At 63.4% G+C, this 22995-nt stretch carries 23 protein-coding genes and 2 tRNA genes; 3 read left to right on the top strand and 22 right to left on the bottom strand.

Annotated elements, in window-relative coordinates; translation table 11 throughout:
• Positions 1-4: 4 nt before the first annotated feature.
• The 6 genes from ED21_RS03325 to recJ all read right to left on the bottom strand — a co-directional run bounded on the left by ED21_RS03325 (position 5) and on the right by recJ (position 5987).
• Positions 5-1054, bottom strand: coding sequence for a substrate-binding domain-containing protein (locus tag ED21_RS03325; RefSeq protein ID WP_006832414.1), 1050 nt, complete (start codon positions 1052-1054; stop codon positions 5-7).
• Positions 1055-1184: 130 nt separating this feature from the next.
• Positions 1185-2540, bottom strand: coding sequence for an OprO/OprP family phosphate-selective porin (locus ED21_RS03320; protein ID WP_006832413.1), 1356 nt, complete (start codon positions 2538-2540; stop codon positions 1185-1187).
• Between the two features lie 130 nt (positions 2541-2670).
• A complete protein-coding gene (locus ED21_RS03315) occupies positions 2671-3849 on the bottom strand; it encodes an ATP-binding protein (protein WP_034921038.1) in 1179 nt (392 codons plus the stop codon).
• Positions 3850-3917: 68 nt separating this feature from the next.
• A tRNA-Glu gene (locus tag ED21_RS03310) sits at positions 3918-3992 on the bottom strand.
• 50 nt (positions 3993-4042) lie between these two features.
• Positions 4043-4117 (bottom strand) — tRNA-Glu (locus ED21_RS03305).
• A gap of 85 nt (positions 4118-4202) precedes the next feature.
• Complete coding sequence (gene recJ / locus ED21_RS03300; protein ID WP_006832411.1) at positions 4203-5987, bottom strand: single-stranded-DNA-specific exonuclease RecJ; 1785 nt, start codon at positions 5985-5987, stop codon at positions 4203-4205.
• On the opposite strand from recJ, the gene ED21_RS03295 reads away from it, so the two are divergent.
• The gene (locus ED21_RS03295) at positions 5986-6555 is read left to right on the top strand and encodes a flavodoxin family protein (protein WP_006832410.1); all 570 of its coding nucleotides are present in this window, start codon (positions 5986-5988) and stop codon (positions 6553-6555) included. The genes recJ and ED21_RS03295 overlap by 2 nt on opposite strands.
• A gap of 34 nt (positions 6556-6589) precedes the next feature.
• On the opposite strand, the gene ED21_RS03290 is transcribed toward ED21_RS03295, so the two are convergent.
• The 13 genes from ED21_RS03290 to miaA all read right to left on the bottom strand — a co-directional run bounded on the left by ED21_RS03290 (position 6590) and on the right by miaA (position 19729).
• Positions 6590-7558, bottom strand: coding sequence for a nitronate monooxygenase family protein (locus ED21_RS03290; RefSeq protein WP_006832409.1), 969 nt, complete (start codon positions 7556-7558; stop codon positions 6590-6592).
• A gap of 81 nt (positions 7559-7639) precedes the next feature.
• The gene (locus tag ED21_RS03285; protein WP_006832408.1) at positions 7640-8701 is read right to left on the bottom strand and encodes an amidohydrolase; all 1062 of its coding nucleotides are present in this window, start codon (positions 8699-8701) and stop codon (positions 7640-7642) included.
• Between the two features lie 186 nt (positions 8702-8887).
• A complete protein-coding gene (locus ED21_RS03280) occupies positions 8888-9661 on the bottom strand; it encodes a hypothetical protein (protein ID WP_156787244.1) in 774 nt (257 codons plus the stop codon).
• A 399-nt stretch (positions 9662-10060) separates the two neighbouring features.
• Positions 10061-11752 (bottom strand): 2-isopropylmalate synthase, encoded by a 1692-nt coding sequence (gene leuA / locus ED21_RS03275; protein ID WP_006832406.1) that lies wholly within the window; start codon positions 11750-11752, stop codon positions 10061-10063.
• A gap of 178 nt (positions 11753-11930) precedes the next feature.
• The gene (locus ED21_RS03270; protein ID WP_006832405.1) at positions 11931-13079 is read right to left on the bottom strand and encodes an alpha-hydroxy acid oxidase; all 1149 of its coding nucleotides are present in this window, start codon (positions 13077-13079) and stop codon (positions 11931-11933) included.
• On the bottom strand, positions 13076-13570 hold the full coding sequence (locus tag ED21_RS14615) for a DUF4329 domain-containing protein (protein ID WP_198005799.1): 495 nt from the start codon (positions 13568-13570) through the stop codon (positions 13076-13078). The genes ED21_RS03270 and ED21_RS14615 overlap by 4 nt, the downstream gene beginning before the upstream one ends.
• Positions 13571-13727: 157 nt before the next feature.
• Positions 13728-14369: a YceI family protein gene (locus ED21_RS03260; RefSeq protein ID WP_006832403.1), complete on the bottom strand. Its 642-nt coding sequence runs from the start codon at positions 14367-14369 to the stop codon at positions 13728-13730.
• 58 nt (positions 14370-14427) lie between these two features.
• Positions 14428-15024, bottom strand: coding sequence for a DUF6151 family protein (locus tag ED21_RS03255; RefSeq protein ID WP_006832402.1), 597 nt, complete (start codon positions 15022-15024; stop codon positions 14428-14430).
• 48 nt (positions 15025-15072) lie between these two features.
• Positions 15073-16107: a ketol-acid reductoisomerase gene (ilvC, locus tag ED21_RS03250; RefSeq protein ID WP_006832401.1), complete on the bottom strand. Its 1035-nt coding sequence runs from the start codon at positions 16105-16107 to the stop codon at positions 15073-15075.
• Between the two features lie 13 nt (positions 16108-16120).
• The gene (gene ilvN / locus ED21_RS03245) at positions 16121-16636 is read right to left on the bottom strand and encodes an acetolactate synthase small subunit (protein WP_006832400.1); all 516 of its coding nucleotides are present in this window, start codon (positions 16634-16636) and stop codon (positions 16121-16123) included.
• Complete coding sequence (locus ED21_RS03240) at positions 16633-16932, bottom strand: hypothetical protein (RefSeq protein ID WP_006832399.1); 300 nt, start codon at positions 16930-16932, stop codon at positions 16633-16635. The genes ilvN and ED21_RS03240 overlap by 4 nt, the downstream gene beginning before the upstream one ends.
• Positions 16932-18680, bottom strand: coding sequence for a biosynthetic-type acetolactate synthase large subunit (gene ilvB / locus ED21_RS03235; RefSeq protein ID WP_006832398.1), 1749 nt, complete (start codon positions 18678-18680; stop codon positions 16932-16934). The genes ED21_RS03240 and ilvB overlap by 1 nt, the downstream gene beginning before the upstream one ends.
• A 95-nt stretch (positions 18681-18775) precedes the next feature.
• Positions 18776-19729, bottom strand: a complete 954-nt coding sequence (miaA, locus tag ED21_RS03230; protein ID WP_006832397.1) for a tRNA (adenosine(37)-N6)-dimethylallyltransferase MiaA — start codon at positions 19727-19729, stop codon at positions 18776-18778.
• Between miaA and serB the strand changes: the two genes are divergently transcribed.
• Together serB and ED21_RS03220 are read left to right on the top strand one after the other, a co-directional pair.
• On the top strand, positions 19722-20606 hold the full coding sequence (serB, locus tag ED21_RS03225) for a phosphoserine phosphatase SerB (protein WP_034921034.1): 885 nt from the start codon (positions 19722-19724) through the stop codon (positions 20604-20606). The genes miaA and serB overlap by 8 nt on opposite strands.
• Before the next feature lie 61 nt (positions 20607-20667).
• Positions 20668-21501: a Coq4 family protein gene (locus ED21_RS03220; RefSeq protein WP_006832395.1), complete on the top strand. Its 834-nt coding sequence runs from the start codon at positions 20668-20670 to the stop codon at positions 21499-21501.
• Between the two features lie 84 nt (positions 21502-21585).
• Here the strand turns inward: ED21_RS03220 and ED21_RS03215 are convergent, their stop codons facing one another.
• The 3 genes from ED21_RS03215 to ED21_RS03205 are packed head-to-tail and all read right to left on the bottom strand — an operon-like array spanning position 21586 to position 22992.
• A complete protein-coding gene (locus tag ED21_RS03215; RefSeq protein WP_006832394.1) occupies positions 21586-22257 on the bottom strand; it encodes a nitroreductase family protein in 672 nt (223 codons plus the stop codon).
• On the bottom strand, positions 22254-22664 hold the full coding sequence (locus ED21_RS03210; protein ID WP_006832393.1) for a DUF3052 family protein: 411 nt from the start codon (positions 22662-22664) through the stop codon (positions 22254-22256). The genes ED21_RS03215 and ED21_RS03210 overlap by 4 nt, the downstream gene beginning before the upstream one ends.
• 1 nt (position 22665) lies before the next feature.
• The gene (locus ED21_RS03205) at positions 22666-22992 is read right to left on the bottom strand and encodes a DUF6122 family protein (RefSeq protein WP_006832392.1); all 327 of its coding nucleotides are present in this window, start codon (positions 22990-22992) and stop codon (positions 22666-22668) included.
• Between the last annotated feature and the right edge of the window lie 3 nt (positions 22993-22995).

Raw genomic sequence — 22995 nt, 5'->3', positions numbered from 1 at the left:
GTCCTTACTTAAGCTCGGAGCCGTCGAGCGTGTCGTAGTTTGTGGCGGCCGACATCGAGCGGGCCATAACGTCATCGGGGTTTGCCACGAGGCCGATCTTGGCGAGTTCGCCATCACGGTTCCACATAGTGGTCCACTGGCCGAGAAATTCCTTGAGGCCGGGGATGGCATCGAGGTGGGCCTTCTTGACGTAAACATAGAGCGGACGCGCGCCGGGATATTCGAAGCTGGCGATGTTCTCATAGGTGGGAGCAACGCCGTTCATGTTGAGGCCCTGCACCTTGTCGGCGTTTTCCTCAAGATAGGAATAGCCAAAGATACCCACAGCATTGGGGTTACCTTCGATCTTCTGCACGATCAGGTTGTCCTGCTCGCCCTGATCGACATAGGCGCCGTCGCTGCGCACTTCGGTGCAGAGCTGGGCGTGCTGATCTTCGTCGCTGTCCTTCAGCGCCTTCATTTCGGCGTTGGTGTCGCAGCCGACTTCGAGGATCAGTTCCTTGAGCGCATCACGCGTGCCCGAAGTGCTCGGCGGACCATAAACGAGAATATCGACATCCGGCAGCGAAGAGTCGACGTCTGACCACTTCTGGTTCGTCTGCTCTTCGCCATAGGGACGCGCTGCGATGGCTTCATAGACCATCTTGGGCGTCAGGTTCATGGTGATGCCGCCCTTGGCCGAAGCCAGCGCAATCCCGTCGAGGCCGACCTGGATTTCGATGACGTCGGTCACGCCGTTCTGCTGGCAGGTCTCGAACTCGCTGGCCTTCATGCGACGCGAGGCGTTCGCAATGTCGGGCGTTTCGGCGCCCACACCGGCGCAGAACAGCTTCATGCCGCCGCCCGTGCCGGTCGATTCGATGATTGGCGACTTGAAGTCGGGGTTCGAGCGGGTGAAGGTTTCCGAAACGGCCTTGGCGAAGGGATAGACGGTCGAGGAGCCGACGGCCTTGATCTGGTCGCGCGAGGCGCCGCCACCGGCATCGTTTCCGCCGCAAGCGGCGAGGCTCAGGGCCGAAGCGGCCGCGAGAGCGAATTTGAAAGTCTTGGTCATTCTTAGGGTACCCCTTTGGTGTCCACTAGCCGCGCAAGAGCGCGATAATGTTACGTGTTGACGACAAGAGTGTGACTTTCGCTACGGGGCCACCGAATCTGTGGTTGGCGGCCCCATAACGGCATTGGGATCAGAAATCGACCTGTGCGCGCACACCGAAGGCATCGACGCCGTAATCGGTGTCGCCGTCGGCGGTCGGGATGGCTGCGTCCTTGTAGTCCATCCGGCCGTAATTCACGCTGAAGAGCGTGTAGTCGGTGGGCTTCCAGACGAGCGAGGCCTGGTAGCCATCCTGCACGCCGCCGAGGATGCCGGCGTCGTTGAGGTCGAGGTGGTCGTAGCGCAGGTTGAACTGCAGCGAACCGAATCCGCTTTCGCCGACTGGGTTGGCGGGCTTGGTGCGGTCGAACTTGCCGCCCTTGTAGGCGCGTGTGTCGCCGCCGGTGAGGAAGTAGCCGATCTCGGCATAGCCGCCGAAGAAGGTCGGGTTTTCGGAAAGCGGGATGTCGACGTTCTGCCAGAAGCCTTCGGCCACGGCGTGGAACGGGCCGGCGATGGCTGCGGCTTCGAGACCGGCGCCGAATTCGCTGTCGGCACCAAGGTTGCCGGTGTTCACGAAGCGGGTCGAGGTAAAGTGCACGAGCGGACGCTGGCGATAGCGCACGGTGGCATCGTCTTCGCCGAGCTCGTTATAGTGCAGCGAACCGCCGAAGTGCAGCTGAGTGTTGCCGAGCTTTGGCATTATGACCAGGCGGCCGTCGACGCCGCGATTGTCGGTCCCGGTATCGTCGAAGTTGTCGGTGAAGACGCCTGCCTGGGCCAAGACGATGCCAGCTTCATAGCTCGCCGACAGACCGATGCGGCGCTCGAAGCCGAAGGCGTCGGTGAAGGCGGCGCGCTCGATGAAGCTGGTGTGCAGCGAGCTGGTCAGCTCTTCCAGCGACTGGAAGTTGTTGTGGTGACCCACGGTGACTTCGAAATCGCCGTCTTCATAGGTGAGGATGGCGTCGGCCGCTTCGACTTCGTTACCGGCGAAGTCGAGCTCGAACTTGTAGCCGAAGCCGCCGGGCAGATCGCCCGAAGCGCCAAGGCGTGCGCGGCGCACTTCGTTGCCGAAGCCGGTGTCGGCATCGACCGATTCGGGCGCGTTCACGGTGCCAGCATCGAACATCAAGCGACCGCGGGGCTTGAAGCTCCAGCCGCTCTTCCGAAGTTCGGCAGATGGCTTGGCTTCGGGCCCGGGCTGGGCGACCGCTTCGGCATTTGCCGCGATCACTGCGTCCTGGTCGGTCTGGGCTGCCTGGGTCTGCTCCAGTTCGGTTTCGAGCTGGTCGATGCGGCTGACGAGCGCCTGGAGCTGCGCGCGCATTGCGGCGAGTTCATCTTCAGCGGTCGGGGCGGCAGTGGCGTCCTGCGCAAACACCGGGGTTGCGATGGTGCAGCTCATGGCCGCCGCAATCACGGAGAGCTTCGAAGCGGTCTTCATGTTACGAATCCCTTAGAAGGTTACGATCCGAAGTCGCCTCTATGACCAGTCGATTACAGGAATGTGACAGTTGCGTGCGCACAAACCTTGCCACTCGGCAAGCGTATGATTTCCAGCGATTATAATTAAATTACAACTCGGCCTGCGCCAGCGGGAGCGTCACCTTGATGCGCGTGCCTTCGCCCAGAACGCTGTCGATTGCGAGCTTCCCGCGGTGGCGTTCGACGATGTGCTTCACGATGGCGAGACCAAGGCCCGTGCCGCCCGAAGCGCGGCTGCGGCCCGGATCTGTTCTATAGAAACGCCGGGTGAGGTGCGGGAGGTGTTCGGGTGCAATCCCGCCGCCACGGTCCTGCACCGAAAGCATGACGCGCTTGTCCCCGCGCGGTTGCAGGCGCACGGTAACCTGCTCGTCCGCCGCGCCGTATTTAAGCGCGTTGTCGACGAGATTGCGAACAAGCTGTTCGAGTTGCTGCTCGTCGCCGCAGACGTGAAACTCGCCATGGGCCTCGATATCGAGCCGCTCCACCCGATCGCCCGCTACGTCGCGCGCGGCGCGGTCCATCAGGGCACCCAGTTCGAGCGTGGTGTCGGGCAGATCGTGTTTCTCGGCCTCGATCCGCGACAGCGACATGAGATCGCTGATCAGCTGCTGGAGACGCTGCCCTTCGCGCTGGATGGTGGCGAGGAACTTGTCGCCCATCTTGGGATCGAAATCGTTCACATCCTCACGCAGCGTTTCGACATAGCCGAGGATGGAGGACAGTGGCGTGCGAAGTTCGTGGCTGGCGTTGGCGACGAAGTCCGTATGCGCGCGGCTGATGTCGGCCTCGGCGGTCTTGTTGACCAGCTCGACGATCGCCATCCCGCCGTCGAGCTTCTTGTGATTGAGCCGCCAGATGTCGCGTCGCCGTGATAGCCCGCGGATGACGGCTGCGCCGTCCTCGTTGCCTTCGAGCAGCCGCACGGCCTCGGGCTGGCGCAGCGCCATGCGCACGTCCTGCCCGAGGATATGCGCGCCCAGCAGGCGACGCGCGGCAAGGTTGGCGATAATGACGCGAGCGTTTTCGGTCACGATCACCGGCGCTTCGGAATGCTCGAACAGATCGCCCATCGTATCGCGGGAAATGCCGGACTTGCCCTTTTCCTGTTCGGGCGGGGGAGGTGTAGAGCCGACCAACCAGAGCGACCCGGCCCAGACCAGCAGCATCAACACTATGGGAAGGGTGGGAAGGCCCAGGGCCATGAGACCGATTGCCGTCGCGATCGCCAGCGCAAATGCGGACCAGGGGAAGGGGCGTTCGCTCATTTCGGGCACGCGCTTAGCGAGCCTCTCGGCTCCGCGCTAGTGCGCCATGCGAATTGTCATGAGAGTGCTGGTGACCCGTACGGGAATCGAACCCGTGTTTCAGCCGTGAAAGGGCCGCGTCCTAACCGCTAGACGAACGGGCCACACGAAAAGTGGCACTTTGTGCGAATTGCTTATGCAATAACACCACCGATGGTGACCCGTACGGGAATCGAACCCGTGTTTCAGCCGTGAAAGGGCCGCGTCCTAACCGCTAGACGAACGGGCCACAGCCCCCAGCGGGGTCGGTGGCGTGGCGGCGCAATTAGGCGGGAGCGTTCGCAGCGTCAACCCTCAAATGGGCGAGAAGGCGATCAATCCGCAAAGGCGGCGTCTTCAAGGTGCAATTCGGCCTGCGGACGGCTGCCCCAGTCGTCGATCTTGACCCGTCCTGCGAGCCACAGCCGGCGTCCGCGCGATCCGTGGAGCAGGGCCTGGCCCATGTCGCTCTCGGCGGCGCGGAAGGCGATTCCCTTGAAGCTGCGCCCGTCCTCTCCGCTAGCGATCAGGCGCACGTGGTCGGTACCGACGATATCGCACTTGACCAGCCGTACCGGGCCGACCGCAACGCGTGGGCCGGGCCAGCCGACGCCGTAAGGACCGCCGCGATCGAGCGCTTCCACAAGGTCGGGCGTGAGGCCGCCCGGCGCCACGGCAAGATCTAGCAGCATCTCGCGATTCTCGCTCGCGCGCGAAACGGGCCCTTCAAGATGCGCATCAAGCCAGTCGGAGAAGGCTTCAAGCTTGTCTTCCGCCACGGTCAGTCCGGCGGCCATGGCGTGCCCGCCGCCCTTGATCAGCAGGCCTTCTTCGCGCGCGCGGATGATCGCCGCGCCAAGGTCAACGCCCGGGATCGAGCGGCCAGAGCCCTTGCCTTCGCCATTCTCGTCGAGCGCGATGACCAGCGAGGGCTTGCCGCTCTTTTCCTTAATCCGCCCGGCAACGATGCCGATCACGCCCGGATGCCATCCGCGTGCAGCGACCACGTGGACGGCGCGGTTGTGCTGGGCGGCCAGCTGTTCTTCGGCGGCCTGCTGGACCTCCGCCTCGATCGCGCGGCGTTCCTCGTTGAGGGCGGAGAGCTGCGCGGCGATCTGCTGCGCTTCCTCGGCGTCCTGAGTGGTCAGCAGCCGAACCCCCAGCGTCGATTCGCCCACCCGGCCTCCGGCGTTGATCCGCGGTCCAAGTGCAAAGCCGAGGTCCGAACAGGCAGGTGCGCGTTTCAGGCGGCTGGCGTCGATCAGCGCCGCCATCCCGATATTGTCGCGCCGTCCCATGATCTTGAGGCCCTGCGCCACGAAAGCGCGGTTGAGCCCATGAAGGGCAGCGACGTCGGCCACCGTGCCGAGCGCCACCACGTCGAGCAGGGCGAAGAGATCGGGCTCCTTGTGGTTCTCGAAGTAGCCGTTTCCGCGTAATGTCCGCACGAGCGCGATGGCGAGAAGGAAGGCGACCCCTACTGCCGCAAGGTGGCCATGCGCGGCGGCAAGATCGTTTTCATCGAGCCGGTTCGGATTTACCAGCGCAGCAGCGCGGGGCAGCTCGGGCGAGCACTTGTGATGGTCGACCACGATCACGTCGACGCCCGCATCGCTCGCCATGGCCAGCGCCTCATGCGCCATCGCGCCGCAATCGACGGTAACGATCAGGCTGGAACCCGCTTGGGCGAGCTTGACCAGAGCCTCTCCCGAAGGCCCGTAGCCTTCGAGCAGGCGGTCAGGGATATAGTAATCGGCCTCCACACCGAGATCGCGCAGCAGGCGGATGAGAAGGGCGGAACTGGTCGCCCCGTCCACGTCGTAATCGCCGTAAATTGTGATCCGCTCGTTCGACAGGACCGCCTGCGCGATACGGTCGGCGGCGGTTTCCATGTCGCTGAACTCTGACGGGTCGGGCAGGAAATCGCGCAGTGTGGGCGACAGATGGCGCTGGAGATCGTCCTGCGCCACGCCGCGCGCCAGCAGGATTTGCCGGACGATCGCATCGGCATCGCCAAAGTGCCCCTGACCGAGATCCATGTTGCCGCCACGCCAGCGCCAAGCGCGGCCGGTGAGCGATTGCGACACGCCAAAGATATGGGGAAGGGCGGTAGAAGCCATGCTCGGCCAATACCGCTTCCACCCGAGCCGGAGCAAGGCGCTTTCGTTGACAATCTACAGGAGCGGCATAGACGACGAGGGCATGGCCAACCGTCATCTCCTCATCGTGTGGCATAGCCGTACGAATAGCTGCAAGGCACTGGCGGAAGCTGCCTTCGAGGGCGCAGGCAATCACGCTCGCCTTATGCGCGCGGATGAAGTCGAGCCGCGGCACCTGATGAACGCCGCGGGGTATCTCTTCACCTGCCCGGAAAACCTCGCCAGCATGAGCGGCGAGATGAAAGAGATGTTCGACCGCTGCTACTATCCGGTGCTGTCGAAAATCGGCGGCCGGCCCTACGCCACCATGATCGCGGCAGGTTCTGACGGCGAATGGGCGCAAAAGCAGATCGATCGCATCGCCACCGGATGGCGGCTGAAACGCGTCGCCGAGAAATGGATCGTCGACACCGGCGCGCAAACGGAAGCGGAAATCTTGGCGCCAAAGGCCTTGTCTGCGGAGACGCTCGACAAAGCCCGGGATATGGGAGCTGCACTGGGGCAGGGTATCGCGGAAGGCATCTTCTAGAAGGCGTATACTATTATGCGAATGTTGCGTGTCTCTAGGCGGTTCGCGCAGCCAACGCCTTCTTCGCTGCGGTGTATTCCGCTTCCAGCCGCGCGACCATGTCCTCGACCGGGCCGACCGATTTGACCGTGCCGATGCCCTGGCCCGAACCCCAGATGTCCTTCCAGGCCTTGGCCTTGGTATTGCCGCCGCTGCCGAAGTTCATCTTCGAGGGGTCGCTGGTTGGGAGGTCGTCGGGGTCCAGTCCGGCGTTCTCGATGCTCGAGCGCAAATAGTTGCCGTGCACACCGGTGAAGAGATTGGAATAGATGATCCCGTCGGCGCTGCCTTCGACGATGCCCTGCTTATAGCCATCGATCGCATTGGCTTCCTCGGTCGCAATCCAGGGCGAGCCGATATAGGCGAAGTCCGCGCCCAGCGCCTGCGCGGCGAGGATCGAGCGACCATGCGCGATCGAGCCTGAGAGGGCGACCAGACCGTCGAACCATTCGCGGATTTCCTGCATAAGCGCGAAGGGGCTGAGCGTGCCGGCATGGCCGCCCGCACCGGCTGCCACGGGTATGAGCCCGTCCGCGCCCTTCTCGATCGCCTTCCTGGCAAAGCGGTTGTTGATCACATCGTGCATGGTGATCCCGCCCCAACCGCGCACGGCGTTGAAGATTTCCTCGCGCGCGCCGAGCGAGGTGATGACCAGCGGCACCTGCCATTTGGCACACGTCGCCATGTCCGCCTCGATCCGGTCGTTTGAACGGTGGACGATCTGGTTGACTGCGAAGGGGGCCGCGGGGCGGTCCGGATTGTCGCGATTATGCGCGGCCAGTTCCTCGGTGATCCGGTGGAGCCATTCGTCCAGCTCGCTTTGTGGCCGCGCGTTGAGCGCTGGAAAACTGCCGACGATGCCCGCCTTGCATTGCGCGATGACCAGTTCCGGCCCGGAGACGATGAAGAGCGGCGAACCGATTACGGGGATACGCAGCTTGTCGAAGGGGGCGGGCAGGGTCATGCGGGGCTAGCTCCTTATGTGATGTCGGCGCAGGGCGTATGGCCATGCGCGCGGCTTGTCGAGAGTGACGTTACGTAAACGTCAAGCCGCCGGAAGCACGTGCTCGATTCCGTAAGTCTTGGCTGCCGTGCCAGCGAAGAGCGCGCGCCGCTCGCCTTCGGAATGGCTGTGGGAGAGCCGCTTGAAGGCGTTCCACAAGACCTCGTAGCTCGCGCCCCAGCGGTCGACGGGATAGTTCGATTCAAACATACACCGGTCAGGGCCGAAGGCGTGGATGCAGGTCTCGATATACGGACGCCAGAGCCCAGCAAGATGCTCCGAAGAATGCCCCTTCATCGGGCCACCCTCCGGCAGGCCGCAAAAGGCCATCGCCAGCCCGCCCAGCTTGACCTGCACGTTTGGGCATTCGGCAAGTGCTTGGATCGAATTGCGCCAGCGGTCGAAGTTCTCGTGCAGCTTGCCGCGATAGCAGGCGATGTTCAGCGGCGTCCCGCAATGGTCGAGCACGATGGTCTGGCCGGGAAAGGCGCGGGCAAGGTCCAGCACGTCGCCCAGCTGCGGCTCCAGCAGCCAGGCGTCGAAGGTGAGGCCGTAGCCCGCAAAGGCCGCGAAGCCTTCGCGAAACGCGTCGGAGAGGTAGAGGCCCTCGGGCGCGTGGAACGGAGGGCCGAGCACTTCGGGATCGGCATCCCAGGCCGCGGCGTGGCGAATGCCTCTGAACCGCCCGTTTCCCGCCGCGATCAGCGCTTCGATTACCGGCTTTACCGCATCGCCCATGGTCAGGTCCGCATGGCCGACGATCCCGGCGCAGGGGCGGTATTCGCCATAGAGACCGCTGGCGCCCTGCGCGGCGACGCCGTTGACGAATTCGACTTCACCCACGCTCTTCATCGCGTCGTCGCGGCCTGCGTCGTAGAAGGCGCCGCATTCCATGAAGACCGTGCCGACGATGTTGTGGCCGCCCTCCAGCCCGCCGCGCGTGTCCTGCTGGAGCTCGTCGAAGGTGTAGTAGGCCGCGCCCGCAATCGCTTCGATAAAGTCGTGTCGCGGTTCGGGAAAGGCGGGGACCAGCGGGCGCAAATCCCAGAGGTGGTGGTGCGGATCGATGATCGGCAGGTTGGGATCGATGATCTCTTCGGTCATGCTGCTCTCCTCGGGCGCGTCCTACAGGGTGGAACACTTGGAACACGGTCCGGAGAGAAAATCCATAGACCTTGCCAAATGCCTGTGTTTGCGCGGATTGAAGTAACGTAGCGCGCGACAATCGTCAGTGTCTGGCAGTAGCGCGTTCGGTAGGAAAGCGCGTGCAGGCTCATCGTTGATGGAGCGCTAAAACAGATGACCGCCCTGCGACGCGAGCAAGCGGCGAATTTCTTTCGGCTCCACCTCTTCACCTTTGGTATTGATCGAAAGAAAGATCTTTCCCCGTGCGATTTCACGTTCGTAAAGCGTTGCGGAAACGCCATCCACGTCATGGTCGGTAAGCATTTTCGCAATGGCCCCACCGGTCGCGCCAATCACGCTACCTAGGGCCGCCACCGGTGCTATCGCAGAACTCGCCATCGCGCCGGCTACCGCGACCGGACCAAGGCCCGGGATCATCATTATACCAACCCCGAGCATTGCACCGGCGACGCCCGCTCCGGTAACTGCTCCTGCAACGCCGCCAGGGCCGTAACCTTTTTTGCGCTTGTACTTCCGCTCAAGATACTCGCTCGCGCGCCAGACCAGTGACATGGCTTCGTCCCGAATACCTTCGACACCTAGTAAGGCGACTGCCCGTTCGGCTGCTTCCGACTGGTCGAAAATTGCCGTGACGACGTGCTCTCGATTTCGGCCCATCACAGCACGAGCCTTTAAAAAGTACTTGGAAAAGCGCATGCGCTCGCGCTCGTTTCTAAAGCTGGCACGCAAGCCGGCGGATTCATGCAGCTTCCGGACGCTAGGTGTCTGCGCGCCCGCAAAAAGAGTGCGCAGCAGCATTTCGACGGTCGTGGTCCTTAGTTTTTGGTCTGTTCCTCGATTGATCCATTCGAGGGTGAGGGGGCGGGGATGCGCGGCGTCCAGATAATACAAGGCAGGAAGCTCTTCTGCCTTCACCACGTAAGTGTGCGCGGTTCCCCCAATATTGCCCATGGACAACACAGTTAACGCAAAAGCAACGGAATGACAAAGGCTGTTTGTATTGTAATCATGCCGGGGTTCGCCCGCTTCAATGATAAACTATAGAGGCATTGGTAACTGGCATGACCGGTCTGGCATTGCAGCCAGCCGACCTATGAAGCCTTTGGCCTCGATCACTGCTCGGCGGTGATCGATCCGTCCTCCGTCGGCGGCAAAACCGAATGCGTATCTGCTCGGACGGAACAAACTGTGCGTGGTCGTGCCACAGCGCCGTTGAGCAAGCGGTGCTATCCGGGTGAGGATCGGCGGCCTCTAAAGCGCAGTAAACCATCCGGTCCAGTCCGGCGTTCGCCCGCCGGATGTCGCCCTTACCAGCAGCTAGACTGCAGCGTTTGTCGCCACTGCCGAATTCGCCGCGCTGAGGACGGCGCGGACGCTGGCGGTGGCGACGTCTTCGTCGATCCCGACGCCCCAGATGGTGCGCCCCTCCGGCGTGCGGCATTCGAGATAGGCGGCCGCGCGGGAATCGCGGCCCGCGGTCAGCGCGTGTTCGGTGTAATCGACGACTTCCAGCGCAAGGCCGAAGCTTTCCTCGATAGTGGAAAGGACGCTGGAGATCAGGCCGTTGCCGCGACCCGAGACGCTCTGTTCCTGACCCTGCACCGCGATGGTGCCGCTGAAGAGGCGCGTGCCGTCGGTCGCGCGGCGTTCTTCGTAATCGACCAGCTGGAAGTGCTTCTTCTCGATCTGGACGTGGTAGGCGGCTTTGAACGCCTCCCAGATGTCGGGCGCGCCCAGTTCGCGGCCCAGTTCGTCGGCCATGCGCTGGACGTGCGGGCTGAAATCGGCCTGCATCTTCTTGGGCAGCTTGAGGCCCTGGTCCTGTTCGAGCACCCACGCAAAGCCGCCTTTGCCGGATTGCGAGTTGACGCGGATGACCGCCTCGTAGCTGCGTCCGAGATCGGCGGGGTCGATGGGCAGGTAGGGGACGCGCCAGTGCGGATCGTTCTGCAGCTCGTTGGCGGCAAAGCCCTTCTTGATCGCGTCCTGGTGGCTGCCGGAGAATGCCGTGTAGACCAGTTCGCCGCCGTAGGGATGGCGCTGGTGGACAGGCAATTCGTTGCAATATTCGACCGTCTCGATGACGCGGTCGATGTCGGAGAAGTCGAGCTTGGGGTCGACGCCCTGCGTGTACATATTGAGCGCCATGGTCACCAGGCAGCAATTGCCCGTGCGCTCGCCATTGCCGAACAGGCAGCCTTCCACGCGGTCCGCGCCCGCCATCAGGGCGAGTTCCGCCGCCGCGACGCCGGTGCCGCGATCGTTGTGGGTGTGCAGCGAGATTACAGCGCTCTCGCGGTTCGGCAGGTTGCGGATGAAATATTCGACCTGGTCGGCGTAGATATTGGGCGTCGCCGCCTCCACCGTGGCGGGCAGGTTAAGGATGATCGGGTGCTCGGGCGTGGGGGCGAGGACTTCCATCACGGCCTCGCAAACTTCGAGGCTGAAATCGAGCTCGGCGGTCGAGAAGGTTTCGGGGCTGTACTGGAAATGCCAGTCGGTGCCGGGCTGCTTGCCCGCTTCGTCGCGCATGACCTTGGCGCCGTGCACCGCAATGTCGCGCACCTGGTCCTTCGTCATTCTGAAGACGACCTCGCGCCAGGCGGGGCTGACGGCGTTGTAGAGATGGACGATGGCCGCGCGCGCGCCGGTGAGGCTGGCGAAGCTGGTGCGAATGAGGTCCTCGCGGCCTTGCGTCAGGACCTGCACGATAACGTCATCGGGTATGCGGCCCGATTTCACGAGGCCGGAGATGAAATCGAACTCGGTCGCGCCTGCGCTGGGGAAGCCGACCTCGATTTCCTTCACGCCGACTTCCACTAGCAGGTCGAAGAAGCGGTTCTTCTTGTGCGCGTCCATCGGGTCGACGATCGCCTGGTTGCCGTCGCGCAGATCGGTGCTGAGCCAGCGGGGCGGGGCGGTGATGGTGCGCGTGGGCCATTGCCGGTCGATCAGCGGGACCTGCGGGAAGGGCGAATATTTGGCGCTCGGGTCGCTGAGCATGGTCATCGGGAGGTACTCGTGTCGGTTACTGCGAGGGGTGTCGGGTCCCTTGGGTGCGCGGCGCACCTGACCGGCACGCCAATATCACGCCCAAGGGCGGGTAAGTCGCAGGAATAGTCCGAGACGGGTCATGCCATGCTGCATTGCGCAATATTGCCGGGTTTTCAAGCGTTGGTTTGCGAATTTATCGAAAGCGCAGCCGCTCGCGGTTCAATTGTTGCACCGAAGCGACGCCCATGAGGCGCATCGCGCGCTCGATTTCCTCCTTGAGGATGGTGAGGGCCCGCTCCACGCCCTCCTGTCCCGCCGCGGCCAGGGCGTAGAGGTATAGCCGCCCACCGGATGCCGCCGTCGCGCCCATGGCGAGGCTTTTCATGACATGCGTGCCGCGCCGCACGCCGCCGTCGAGAATGATCTCGATTTCGCCCCCGACCGCGTCGACAATCTCCTTGAGCTGATCGAAAGGCGCTCGGCTGCCGTCGAGTTGACGGCCGCCATGGTTCGAAATCCAAATCGCGTCCGCCCCGATCTCCACCGCGCGGCGCGCATCGGCCACGCTCATTATACCCTTCAGCGCAAATGTCCCGCCCCAGTCCTGCCGGATACGCGCGGCGGTGTCCCAATCCATGCCGGTGTCGAGCATGGTGTTGAAATAGTCCTGGATGCTGACCGACTTGCCCGTGCCTTCGCTGACATAGCCGTCGAGATTGGGCAGGCGGAACTTCGGCCCGAAGACATAGTCCAGCGTCCAGCGCGGCCGCGTGGCATAGCTCCACAGCGAGGAGGCGGAAAAGCGCGGCGGGGTGGTGAAGCCCGAGCGCAAGCACCGTTCGCGCTTGCCCGAAACGATCGTGTCCACGGTCAGCGCCAGCGCGTCGAAATCGGCGGCCTTGCAACGCTCTATCATGCTGGCGTTGAGGCCCTTGTCCTTGTGGACATAGAGCTGGAACAGCTTGGGCGCGCTGGTGAGGGCGGCGATCTCCTCGATCGAGTGCGTTGCGAGGCTGGAGATGCCGAACCACACGCCAAACTTTTCCGCCGCCTTCGCCACTGCCCGCTCGCCATCGCGGTGGAAGGCCCGCTGGAGCGCGGTGGGGCTGAGCATCAGCGGAAGCTCGCTGCGGCAGCCCATGATCGTGCAACTGGTGTCGATGCGCTCCACCCCGGCCAGCACGTCGGGCACCAGATCGACCTCGTCGAAGGCGGAGGTGTTGCGCGCTTTGGTGAGCTCGTCGTCCGCCGCGCCGTCGATATAATCAAACACCGGCCAAGGCAGGCGCCGCTTCGCCAGACGGCGGAAATCGTCGATATTATGGCAGTCGGAGAGCCTCACGCGCCCTCGATCTCGAACAGGCTGTTAAGTTCGTCCATCGAATAGCGCCGGGCGATGTTGAAGCGCTGGCCGCTGGTGCGCTTGAAGGTCTCATAGCGCGGGTCGACCGGCAGGCAGGCCTCGCCGCAGGCAAGTTCGGTCGATTTCTCCTGCCAGCGGTTGTGCCAGATCCGTCCGCCCGGCGTGCCGACGAACCCGTCGATCCGCGCGTCGATATCGGTCGCGAGATCGAGGCTGGAAGGGATTTCCGAGGCGTATTGCGTGTCGAATCCGCCATGCGAATGGAAGCTCGCCACCACGTGGTAGCCCAGCGGCACGCCCCAATCGAGCGCGCAGGCGGCCCGCTCACCGGCATAGATCGTCGAGGTCTGGAGATTGCCATCTTCATCCTCGAAAATGACGCCGCAATATTCCTGGTTGTTGGCGATCGAGCGCGGCTGGATTTCGGCCAGAATTGTGCGGGCGTAGCTGGTGAGTTCCTCTGTCGTCACGACCCTTTCGCGCGCCGGAGGGCGGCCGCGCGTCAAGAGGCTGATCACCACCGCCGCGAACGCGACGGCGCACAGGGCATAAAGAAGCCGGTTGCTGGAAGCGTCCCCCATACCGGACCTGACATGACCGGAGGAGGGGAGCTTGTCGAGGGCCGAATTACCGCTTTTCGAAGGCCGCGCTGATTTTCAGATCCACCGTCGTCCCGACGGCCGGCGCGCCGTAATCGATGCCCCACCGGGTCCGGTCGATCCGCGCACGACCGTGGAAACCGACCGTTGCGGCCTGGTTCATCGGGTTTTGTCCGGCACCAGTAAATTCGACCAGCATGGTGACAGGCCCCGTGTTGCCGTTCATCGCCAGTTGGCCTGTCACGACGGCGCTGGTGTCGGAGGTCTGACGGACCGAAGACGAAGTGAAGCGTGCTGGCGCCGGGTCCGGACCGAAGAAGTCCGGCTCTGCACCGTCCTTGCCTGCCCGGAGCAGGTGGTCGCGAAGTCCGTCGCTGGAGACGGCGACGCTGGTGATCGGAATGGTGATGTCGAATTGCGCCGCTTCGACATTGGCGGGGTCGAGGCTCAGCGTGCCTTCGATATCGCCGAAGAGCCCGAAGTAATCGTTGAAGCCGAAGTGGCTGACTTCCCATCCGACCTGGGTGTGCGAGGAATCGAGCGCATAGTCGCCGGCTTGGACCCGGCTGATCTCCACCGAGCCGGGAACCTGGCCCTGCGCTGTCAGCGACGACAGAGCGAAGGTTCCGCTGGCGAGAGTGGCGAGGGCGATCAGGGCGGGCTTTTTCATGGATGTCCTTTCGGCAAGCGGTCTGTTGAAGCAACTGAATCCGGCAGGGACTGTTCCCCTATGACCCCGCAAGCTGCGCGCGTTCGGCAGGGGTGAGCCGCCTGGGCTTTGCGATCGGCTGGAGCGTCTCGGCATCGAAGAGCGGATTTCGCCGCCGGTCGCCGCTGAATGTGTCCTTGACCATGCGCTTGAAGAAGCGGCGCAGCAGCGCATTCATGGAGAGCGGTTCAAGACCCTCGGTATCGCCCGGAGCGTCTTGCAGGAAGAGGTGTCCGATCGGTTCGCCCAGCGCTGCGCGGCCTTCCGCCTCGCAATTGGCGAGAAGCGTAGTCACGTAAGGGAGCTTGCCGTTGGCATAGGTGTTGAACATCGGCGTGTTGCAGCACGTCGCGTACCACCGCAGCGTCGGCTTGTCGGTCATGTGGAGCCCGGCCAGCCTGTCCTTGCCGCTCGCAATGGAGAGCCGGGCACAGCGCGACTGGTAGAGCGCTGTTCCCCCAGCCTGTTCCAGAATACGATCCTCCGCGCCCAGATATTTCGAAACCGACTGGCAATCGGTGCAATGGCAGTAGACGAAATCGCCTTCAGCCGTTGTCGCCGTGGCAATCGAGCCGGTGACTGCGCCGCAAGCGCAGGAAAATCCGAGAGTGTTCATGACTTTAGAGGCTTGCGGCGGGGTCGGTGGCGGACAAGCGGCAATCGACTAATTGCGTTGCTTATCAACCAACTTGTTGGCCCCGATCCAGGGCATCATGGCGCGAAGCTGCGCGCCGGTCTTCTCGATCGGATGCGCGGCGGCGGCCTTGCGGCTGGCCTTGAGTTCGGGCTGGCCAGCCTGGTTGTCGAGCACGAAGTCCTTTACGAAACGGCCCGACTGAATGTCCTTCAGCACGCGGCCCATTTCGGCCTTGGTCTCTTCGGTGATGATGCGAGGGCCGGTCTTGATGTCGCCGTATTCGGCGGTGTTCGAGATCGAGTAGCGCATGTTGGCGATGCCGCCTTCATAGAGAAGGTCGACGATCAGCTTGGTCTCGTGGAGGCACTCGAAATAGGCCATTTCGGGCGCGTATCCGGCCTCGACGAGCGTTTCGAACCCGGCCTGAATGAGGTGGGTGATACCGCCGCAGAGAACCGCCTGTTCGCCGAAGAGGTCGGTTTCGCACTCTTCTTTGAAATTGGTTTCGATGATGCCCGAACGGCCGCCGCCGACCGCGCTGGCGTAGGAAAGGGCGAGCTGCTTGGCAAAACCGTTGCCGCCCGACTGGTTGCTCTCCTGGTGGACCGCAATCAGGCACGGCACGCCGCCGCCCTTGATGTATTCGCCCCGCACGGTGTGGCCGGGGCCCTTAGGCGCGATCATGATGACGTCGACATCGCCGGGCGGGTCGATGAGACCGGAGTGAATGTTGAGGCCGTGCGCGAAGGCGAGGGCGGTGCCGGGACGCATCTTGCCCGCGACCTCGTTCGCATAGATCGCCGCCTGATGCTCGTCGGGAGCAAGGATCATCAGCACGTCGGCCCATTCGGCGGCGTCCGACACCGTCTTGACCGTGAAGCCAGCGCCTTCGGCCTTTTTCGCCGTAGCCGAACCTTCGCGCAGCGCGATGACGACCTCGCCTACCCCGCTGTCGCGCAGGTTCTGGGCATGGGCGTGACCCTGGCTGCCATAGCCGATGATAGCGACCTTCTTGTCCTTGATCAGCTGCTGGTCGCAATCGGCATCGTAATAGACTTGCATTGGATTCCTCGTTCTATTCCGCGCTTGGTCCGCGCATCATACCCACGATCCCCGAACGACCGACCTCGACGAGGCCGAGTTCGCGCATCAGGGCGATGAAACTGTCCACCTTGTCGGGCGAGCCGGTCAGCTCGAACACGAAGCTTTCGGTGGTGGTGTCAACCACATTGGCGCGGAAGAGTTCTGCGATGCGCAGCGCCTCGACGCGCGCGTCGCCTTTTCCGGCAACCTTGACCAGCGCCAGCTCGCGCTCGACATGCGCACCGCTTTCGGTAAGGTCGATCACGCGGTGCACCGGCACCAGCCGTTCGAGCTGGGCGCGGATCTGGTCGATCACCGGCTCCGGACCGCGCGTTACCACTGTGATGCGGCTGATCGCGTGGTCTTCGGAAATGTCGGCCACGGTCAGGCTGTCAATGTTGTAGCCGCGCGCAGTGAAGAGACCGGATATCTTCGCAAGGATACCCGCCTCGTTGTCGACGATCACGTTGAGGACGTGTCGCTCGCTGGCCTGTTCGGCGATTTTCATGCACCCCGATCCTGCCACACGGGCGCGAACATGCGTCCTTCGCCATCGTACTCGCCGATGAATTGGCGACCGCGGCGCACGGCTTCGAAATTCTCGGTCTGGCGCGAAAGGTCGAGCCCTTCGTCGATCAGCAGCCAGCTGCCATCGTCCTGAGCCTGCGCGACATCGACGCCGAGGAAGCGCTGCCCGGTCTCCTCGATCCAGTCGAGCAGCTGCTCGGCGTTCTCGCGCGTGTACCAGTTGCGGCGCTGGGCCTTGGCCGCGAGATCGGCGGGGAGTTCTTTCGAAATGACCATCACACCAGTGCCTTTGCTTCGTCGTCCATCGTGCCGCCGACCTGGTCGCCGTAGAGCAGCATGTCGGTATGCGCCGCGCCGCTGGGGATCATCGGGAAGCAGTTCGCTTCCTTCGCCACCTGGCAATCGACGATCACCGGCCCGTCATGCGCGAGCATGGCTTCGATGCCTGCGTCGAGCTGGCTTTCGTCGTCGATGCGGATGCCCTTCCAGCCATAAGCCTCGGCCAGTTTCACGAAATCGGGCAGGCTGTCCGAATAGCTGTTCGAATAGCGGCTTTCATAGGTCAGTTCCTGCCACTGGCGGACCATGCCCATGTATTCGTTGTTGAGGATGAACACCTTCACCGGCAGGCGGAACTGGCTCGCGGTGCCGAGCTCCTGGATATTCATCTGGATGCTCGCCTCACCGGCAATGTCGATCACGAGGCTGTCGGGATTGCCCAGCTGCGCGCCGATGGCAGCCGGTAGGCCATAACCCATCGTGCCGAGGCCGCCGCTGGTGAGCCACTTGTTCGGGCCCATGAAGCCGAAATACTGCGCCGCCCACATCTGGTGCTGGCCGACCTCGGTGGTGATGATCGGATCGCGATCCTTCGTCAGCGCGAAGAGCCGTTCGATGCTCTTCTGCGGCATGATTTGCTCGGACTTCTCTGGATAGGCGAGGCAGTCGCGCGCCTTCCAGCCGAGGATACGCGCTTGCCATTCCGAAAGGTCGCGGCCCTTGCGGCTGCCCCAGCCTTCCAGCAACTGCTCGAGGACATGGCCGCAATCGCCCACGATGCCGAGATCGACGGGCACGATCTTGTTGATGCTGGCCCGGTCGATATCGATGTGGATCTTCTTCGCTTCCGGGGCGAAGGCATCAAGCCGGCCGGTTACGCGGTCATCGAAACGCGCTCCGATCGCAACGATCAAGTCGGCGCGGTTCATCGCCATATTGGCTTCGAAGGTTCCATGCATGCCGAGCATGCCGAGCCAGTCGGTATGGTCCGCGGGGAAGGCACCGAGGCCCATCAGTGTGCTGGTCACCGGCGCGCCGGTCGCATGCTGGAGCTTGCGCAACAATTCGGAAGCACGCGGCCCGGCATTGATAACGCCGCCGCCGGTATAGAAGACCGGACGCTCTGCCTGACCTAGCATTTCGACCGCTTCCGCGATTTCATCAGCCGCGCCGACCAGCCGGGGCTGGTAGCGGTGCGAGGGCAGGGGGGCTTCCTCCTGTTCGCTCCAGTTGGCGAGCGCGATCTGCACGTCCTTGGGGATGTCGACCACGACCGGACCGGGGCGACCGGTCGTGGCGATACGGAAAGCCTCCTCGATAGTGGCGCGCAGCCGCTCGGGGTCCTTCACGAGGTAATTATGTTTCGAGCAATGGCGGGTGAGGCCGACCGTATCGGCTTCCTGGAAGGCGTCGGTCCCGATCAGGCCCGTGGGGACCTGTCCGGTGATCACCACCATGGGGATCGAATCCATGTAGGCATCGGCAATGCCGGTAACCGCATTGGTCGCACCGGGCCCGCTGGTGACGAGCACCACGCCGGGCTTGCCGGTGGAGCGGGCATAGCCTTCCGCAGCATGCGCCGCGCCTGCTTCGTGGCGGACGAGAATGTGGCGGATGTCGCTGTCGGCAAAGAGTTCGTCATAGATCGGCAAGACCGCGCCGCCGGGATAGCCGAACACGAATTCGACTCCCTGCCGCTTGAGGCATTCGATCAATATGGCAGCTCCGCTGCGCTCTTCCGACACGGGTTTCCTCCATTACTAGGCACAAATCGGCCCGGCGCTGGGGTCGTAGCGCCGGGCCGACTGGACCTTTCGTATGGGAAACGAATGGTGTCCTGTCAACCTGCTTTGCGCAACAAAGAAACAAAAATATCGTATCCGTCGATAGTTTTGTTATGATCGCGCGGCCACGATCCCGGTGGCTGGTGCCTGAACCAAGTGTATTGCCGCTTGGCGTACTGACGTGTGGCGCGCTGGCCAGCGAAGATACATTCATCCCGCGATAGATCGCCTTGGAGGAGGCTTGCGATCTCGGGCACACCGATGGCCCGCATGACCGGAAGCGAGGGATCGAGCTGGCGCGCCAACAGCGCCTCGACCTCTCCAATGGCCCCGCCATCCAGCATCAGGACAAAGCGCCGGTCGCAGCGTTCGTAGAGCCACTCGCGTTCGGGCAGGAGGAGCAGGGGATAAAGGTCGATCTGCGATCCGATCCCGCCCGTCTTTTGCGCTTGCCACTCTTTCAAGGTCCTACCGGTTGAGCGCACGACTTCCAGCGCCCGCGTCGTGCGGGAAGCATCGGCGGGCGCGAGGCGGGAGGCGGCCTCCGGGTCCTCCGTTTCGAGCGCCGCACGCGCTTCGCCTTGAGACAACGCGCGCACCTGCTCGCGGATAACGGGATCAATCTCGGGCACCGGGGCGATGCCTTCGAGCAGAGTGCGCATATAAAGGCCCGTCCCGCCGCACAGGATCGGCACCGCGCCCTCTGCATGCAGGCTCGCAATCTCGCGTTTGACCGCCGCCGCCCAGTCGGCTGCCGAGCAGGCGACCGCCCCGTCCCAGGCGCCGAACAGGCGGTGCTCGATCCCGCCCATTTCCTCTTCGCTTGGGCGCGCCGAAAGGACGCGCAGATCGGCATAGACCTGCGCGCTATCGGCGTTGAGCACCACGGCCTTCGTCCCTTGCGCTTCCAACTGCTGCCCCAGCCGCACGGCGAGATCGCTCTTGCCGCTGGCGGTCGGCCCTGCAATGAGCGCGACAGGTGGCAATTCAGGGGACGTATTGATGCTCATCGCACGGCTGATAGCAGAGGCATCGGGTGTGGAAACCCGCCTCGACGCGGCGAGCGCGGCGCTCGGCCAGGCTGGCATGCCGGTGGCCGCGGCCGCCATGCTCGATTTCTGCAGCGATGTGCTGGAAGTCTCGCTGCCGCATGGCGATGCGAAACAGGTCGCCGCTATCATGACCGAGCATTTCGGCGAGAGCGACCTGCTGGTGGCCGATCACGCGATCGAGATACCCCACCTATTCGTGTCGGACATGGATTCGACCATGATCGGGCAGGAATGTATCGACGAGCTGGCCGATTTCGCCGGGATCAAGGACAAGGTCGCCGAGATCACGGAGCGCGCCATGCGCGGCGAGCTCGAGTTTGAAAGTGCGCTGCGTGAGCGCGTCGGCTTGCTCGAAGGGCTGGGCGAACGCGCGATCGACAATTGCCTTGCCGAGCGCATCGCCCCGGTGGCGGGCGCTCGCACGCTGGTGCAGACGCTGAAGTCGAAGGGCTGCCGTACGGTGCTCGTGACCGGCGGCTTCCATCATTTCGCCGATCGCGTGGGCGAACAATTGGGGTTCGATCGCGTAGTCGGAAACCGGCTGGCGGTATCGAAAGGGCAGCTTACAGGGGCGCTCGCCGGGCCGGTCAGCGATGCCTCGACCAAGCTCGCCACGCTCGAAGAGGAGCGCGGCAAACTGGGCGAGGGCGCGCGTGTGCTCGCGACGGGAGACGGCGCCAACGACATCCCGATGATCGAAGCGGCGGACTACGGCATTGCCTATCGCGCCAAGCCCAAGGCGCGCGATGCGGCCAACGGGCGGATTGTCAGCAAGGACCTGACAGCGGTGCTGAAACTGCTCGGCATTCCGGAAACCGAATGGGTGATGGGCTGAACTAGGTTTCAATTCCGGAACTTAAACGGTATATTGACATTCCTGTCAGTAGAGACGCCGCATGAACAACCAGACCCAGCTTGCCCCCGATATCGAATGCGCCAGCGACGGCACGATCCTGCGCGACCCGCGTCGTCCTGAGCCGAAATATTCGCTGCCCAAGGCCTATGGCCATTTCCGCGACCTGCTGAAGGACAAGGAAGAAACCAGCCACGTCTTCAAGATCTTCGAATCGCTGCCGAGCAAGACCTTCATACCCCGCGTCCGCGCGCTGACGCTGAGCGAGCATGGCGAGAAGCTGCGCTCGGACGAACCCTATCTCCCGCCGATCCTCGATGACCATGCAGCCCTGCGCAAACTGCCCAAGGGTAGCGTCGCGCATGCCTATTGCGATTTCATGGAGAGCGAAGGCCTGTCCGCCGCCGGACTGGTCGAGGAGGCGGAGAAGCTGGGCAATCCGAAATATGGCGACCTCGTCGAATGGTTCGGTTTCCGCCAGCGCGATACGCATGATCTGATGCATGTCCTCACCGGCTATGGCCGCGATGGACTGGGAGAACAGTGCGTCCTGCTTTTCACCCACGGCCAAAGCCCGAGCCACGGCCACTTGCTCATCGGCTATGCTGGGGCGCTGCAGATCAAGAAAACGGTGAAGAGCGCGGCTCCGGTCTTCAAAGCCTGCCGCCAGGCGCACAAGACAGGCGTTGCCTGTCCGCCGCTGGTCGCCATGTCGATCTGCGAATTGCTGGCAACAGACCTCGCGGAAGCACGCGCGAAGTTCAACATTCCGGACCCGCACTGGTACAAGGAATGCCACCGCATCTGGCGCAGCGAGGGCATCGACCCCTACGACCTTCTCGCCGAGCCAGCCGAGTCGCAGAAGCTGGCGGCTTAATTTCTGGTGCCCCCCCGCGCAGGCGGGGGTCTCCTGCCCTCTGGTCTTCCTTTGATTGCCTGAGATCCCCGCCTTCGCGGGGAATCACAGCCATGACGCGATCTGCGTCAGCGGCTTTTTCCTCAAGGCATGCGCCGGGACGGTGGCGCCCTCTTCCGGGTGGCCGACAACCACGACCATGAGCGGCTTCTCGTGTTCCGGCCGCTCGCAGATTTCGCGCAGGAAGCCCATGGGCGAGGGTGTGTGCGTCAGCGTGGCGAGGCCCGCCTCGTGCAGCGTTGCGATCAGTATTCCGCAGGCGATGCCGACGCTCTCGCTGACGTAATAGTTTTGCGTCTTGCCATCCTCTTCGATCCCGCCCTTCCTTTGGGCGAAGACGACGATCAGCCACGGCGCGGTTTCGAGGAACGGCTTGTCCTCGTCCGTGCCAAGCGGAGCGAGGGCGTCGAGCCATTCATTACTCGCCTTGCCGGCATAGAAATTGCGCTCCTCTTCCTCTGCAGCCTCGCGGATCGCGCGCTTCTTGTCGGACGAGGAGACCACGGCGAAGTGCCAGGGCTGGTGGTTGGCGCCATTGGGCGCGGTGCCGGCCGCCTCGATGGCCGCCTCGATCACTTCGCGCGGCACAGCTTCGTCGGAGAAATAACGGCAGGTGCGACGCTGCTTCAGCCGGTCGCGCATGGCGCGGGCGCGAGCGACCGCATCGTCGTCAGCAAGCCGTTCGAGCGAATAGGCGACACTCTCGTGGTCCTTCATGTGCGCAGTTCCTTGCGTATCGCGAATTTGAGACCTGACCAGGTTTCGTCCACCGCGCATTTCTTCGTGTCGACGAAGCCGAGCGCCAAGCCCGCCAAGCGCACATCGTGCTCGCCCACCTCGGTCGAAACGCCGGAGCCCTGCTTGGGCCAGCTGACCCAGACTTGCCCGTCCTGTGCGATGCTCTGTCGCAGCACTTCCAGCTTCTCCGAAAGCGCGGCGCGCTCGGTTACGAATATATGCGCGGCGTCTGGGTGGTCCTCGGGGCAGTCGACGAAGGTAAGTTCGAGCGCGTATTCGTCGATCTCGTCGATGACGTTCTCGGGCATGCCGTCGAACCATACGCGCTGCCCGTCGCGCAGGTTGAGCTTCTTGGCGAGCGCGGTTCCGGAATAGCCTGCGGTCATGTCACCATCCTTGCATCAGGCAGTCGCCACAGTCGACTGCAAGATGCCACAAAGCCCCCAGTCCGAAGGCACGCGCCCACCAGCGGGGGACGGCGAGCAGTGCAAGGTAGATCCCCGCTGCGATCCAACCGTGCAGCGGATGGAAGCCGATACTGCACCGGTTCGGGTCGAACATCGGATCGGCCAGTAGGTGGTCGAGGTCGATAAGGTTGCCTGCGACCATGACCGCACCGAAGCGCAGCCAGTTGGCCGAGGCAATGATGCGCGCGATCAGGAAGGGCGCCAGCCAGTGCCCGCCGTAATGCAGCAGGAACTGGACCAGCGCCATCCG

This window comes from Erythrobacter sp. SD-21, assembly GCF_000181515.1.
GTDB lineage: Bacteria > Pseudomonadota > Alphaproteobacteria > Sphingomonadales > Sphingomonadaceae > Qipengyuania.
The sequence above is the reverse complement of the archived record's forward strand: the minus strand, read 5'-3'. Positions and strand labels throughout refer to the sequence as shown.

What these genes read in the sequence shown, in the direction of transcription:
- serB (WP_034921034.1), top strand. Translation starts at nt 19,722, where the DNA reads ATGCTCATCGCACGGCTGATAGCAGAGGCATCGGGTGTGGAAACCCGC.
- ED21_RS03240 (WP_006832399.1), bottom strand. Translation starts at nt 16,932, where the DNA reads ATGGTCATTTCGAAAGAACTCCCCGCCGATCTCGCGGCCAAGGCCCAG.
- ED21_RS03210 (WP_006832393.1), bottom strand. Translation starts at nt 22,664, where the DNA reads ATGACCGCAGGCTATTCCGGAACCGCGCTCGCCAAGAAGCTCAACCTG.
- ED21_RS03315 (WP_034921038.1), bottom strand. Translation starts at nt 3,849, where the DNA reads ATGAGCGAACGCCCCTTCCCCTGGTCCGCATTTGCGCTGGCGATCGCG.
- ED21_RS03295 (WP_006832410.1), top strand. Translation starts at nt 5,986, where the DNA reads ATGCTCGGCCAATACCGCTTCCACCCGAGCCGGAGCAAGGCGCTTTCG.
- ED21_RS03205 (WP_006832392.1), bottom strand. Translation starts at nt 22,992, where the DNA reads ATGGCGCTGGTCCAGTTCCTGCTGCATTACGGCGGGCACTGGCTGGCG.
- ED21_RS03290 (WP_006832409.1), bottom strand. Translation starts at nt 7,558, where the DNA reads ATGACCCTGCCCGCCCCCTTCGACAAGCTGCGTATCCCCGTAATCGGT.
- ED21_RS03285 (WP_006832408.1), bottom strand. Translation starts at nt 8,701, where the DNA reads ATGACCGAAGAGATCATCGATCCCAACCTGCCGATCATCGATCCGCAC.
- ED21_RS03220 (WP_006832395.1), top strand. Translation starts at nt 20,668, where the DNA reads ATGAACAACCAGACCCAGCTTGCCCCCGATATCGAATGCGCCAGCGAC.
- recJ (WP_006832411.1), bottom strand. Translation starts at nt 5,987, where the DNA reads ATGGCTTCTACCGCCCTTCCCCATATCTTTGGCGTGTCGCAATCGCTC.
- ED21_RS03215 (WP_006832394.1), bottom strand. Translation starts at nt 22,257, where the DNA reads ATGAAGGACCACGAGAGTGTCGCCTATTCGCTCGAACGGCTTGCTGAC.
- ED21_RS03255 (WP_006832402.1), bottom strand. Translation starts at nt 15,024, where the DNA reads ATGAACACTCTCGGATTTTCCTGCGCTTGCGGCGCAGTCACCGGCTCG.
- leuA (WP_006832406.1), bottom strand. Translation starts at nt 11,752, where the DNA reads ATGACCATGCTCAGCGACCCGAGCGCCAAATATTCGCCCTTCCCGCAG.
- ED21_RS03320 (WP_006832413.1), bottom strand. Translation starts at nt 2,540, where the DNA reads ATGAAGACCGCTTCGAAGCTCTCCGTGATTGCGGCGGCCATGAGCTGC.
- ED21_RS03325 (WP_006832414.1), bottom strand. Translation starts at nt 1,054, where the DNA reads ATGACCAAGACTTTCAAATTCGCTCTCGCGGCCGCTTCGGCCCTGAGC.
- ED21_RS03260 (WP_006832403.1), bottom strand. Translation starts at nt 14,369, where the DNA reads ATGAAAAAGCCCGCCCTGATCGCCCTCGCCACTCTCGCCAGCGGAACC.
- ilvN (WP_006832400.1), bottom strand. Translation starts at nt 16,636, where the DNA reads ATGAAAATCGCCGAACAGGCCAGCGAGCGACACGTCCTCAACGTGATC.
- miaA (WP_006832397.1), bottom strand. Translation starts at nt 19,729, where the DNA reads ATGAGCATCAATACGTCCCCTGAATTGCCACCTGTCGCGCTCATTGCA.
- ilvC (WP_006832401.1), bottom strand. Translation starts at nt 16,107, where the DNA reads ATGCAAGTCTATTACGATGCCGATTGCGACCAGCAGCTGATCAAGGAC.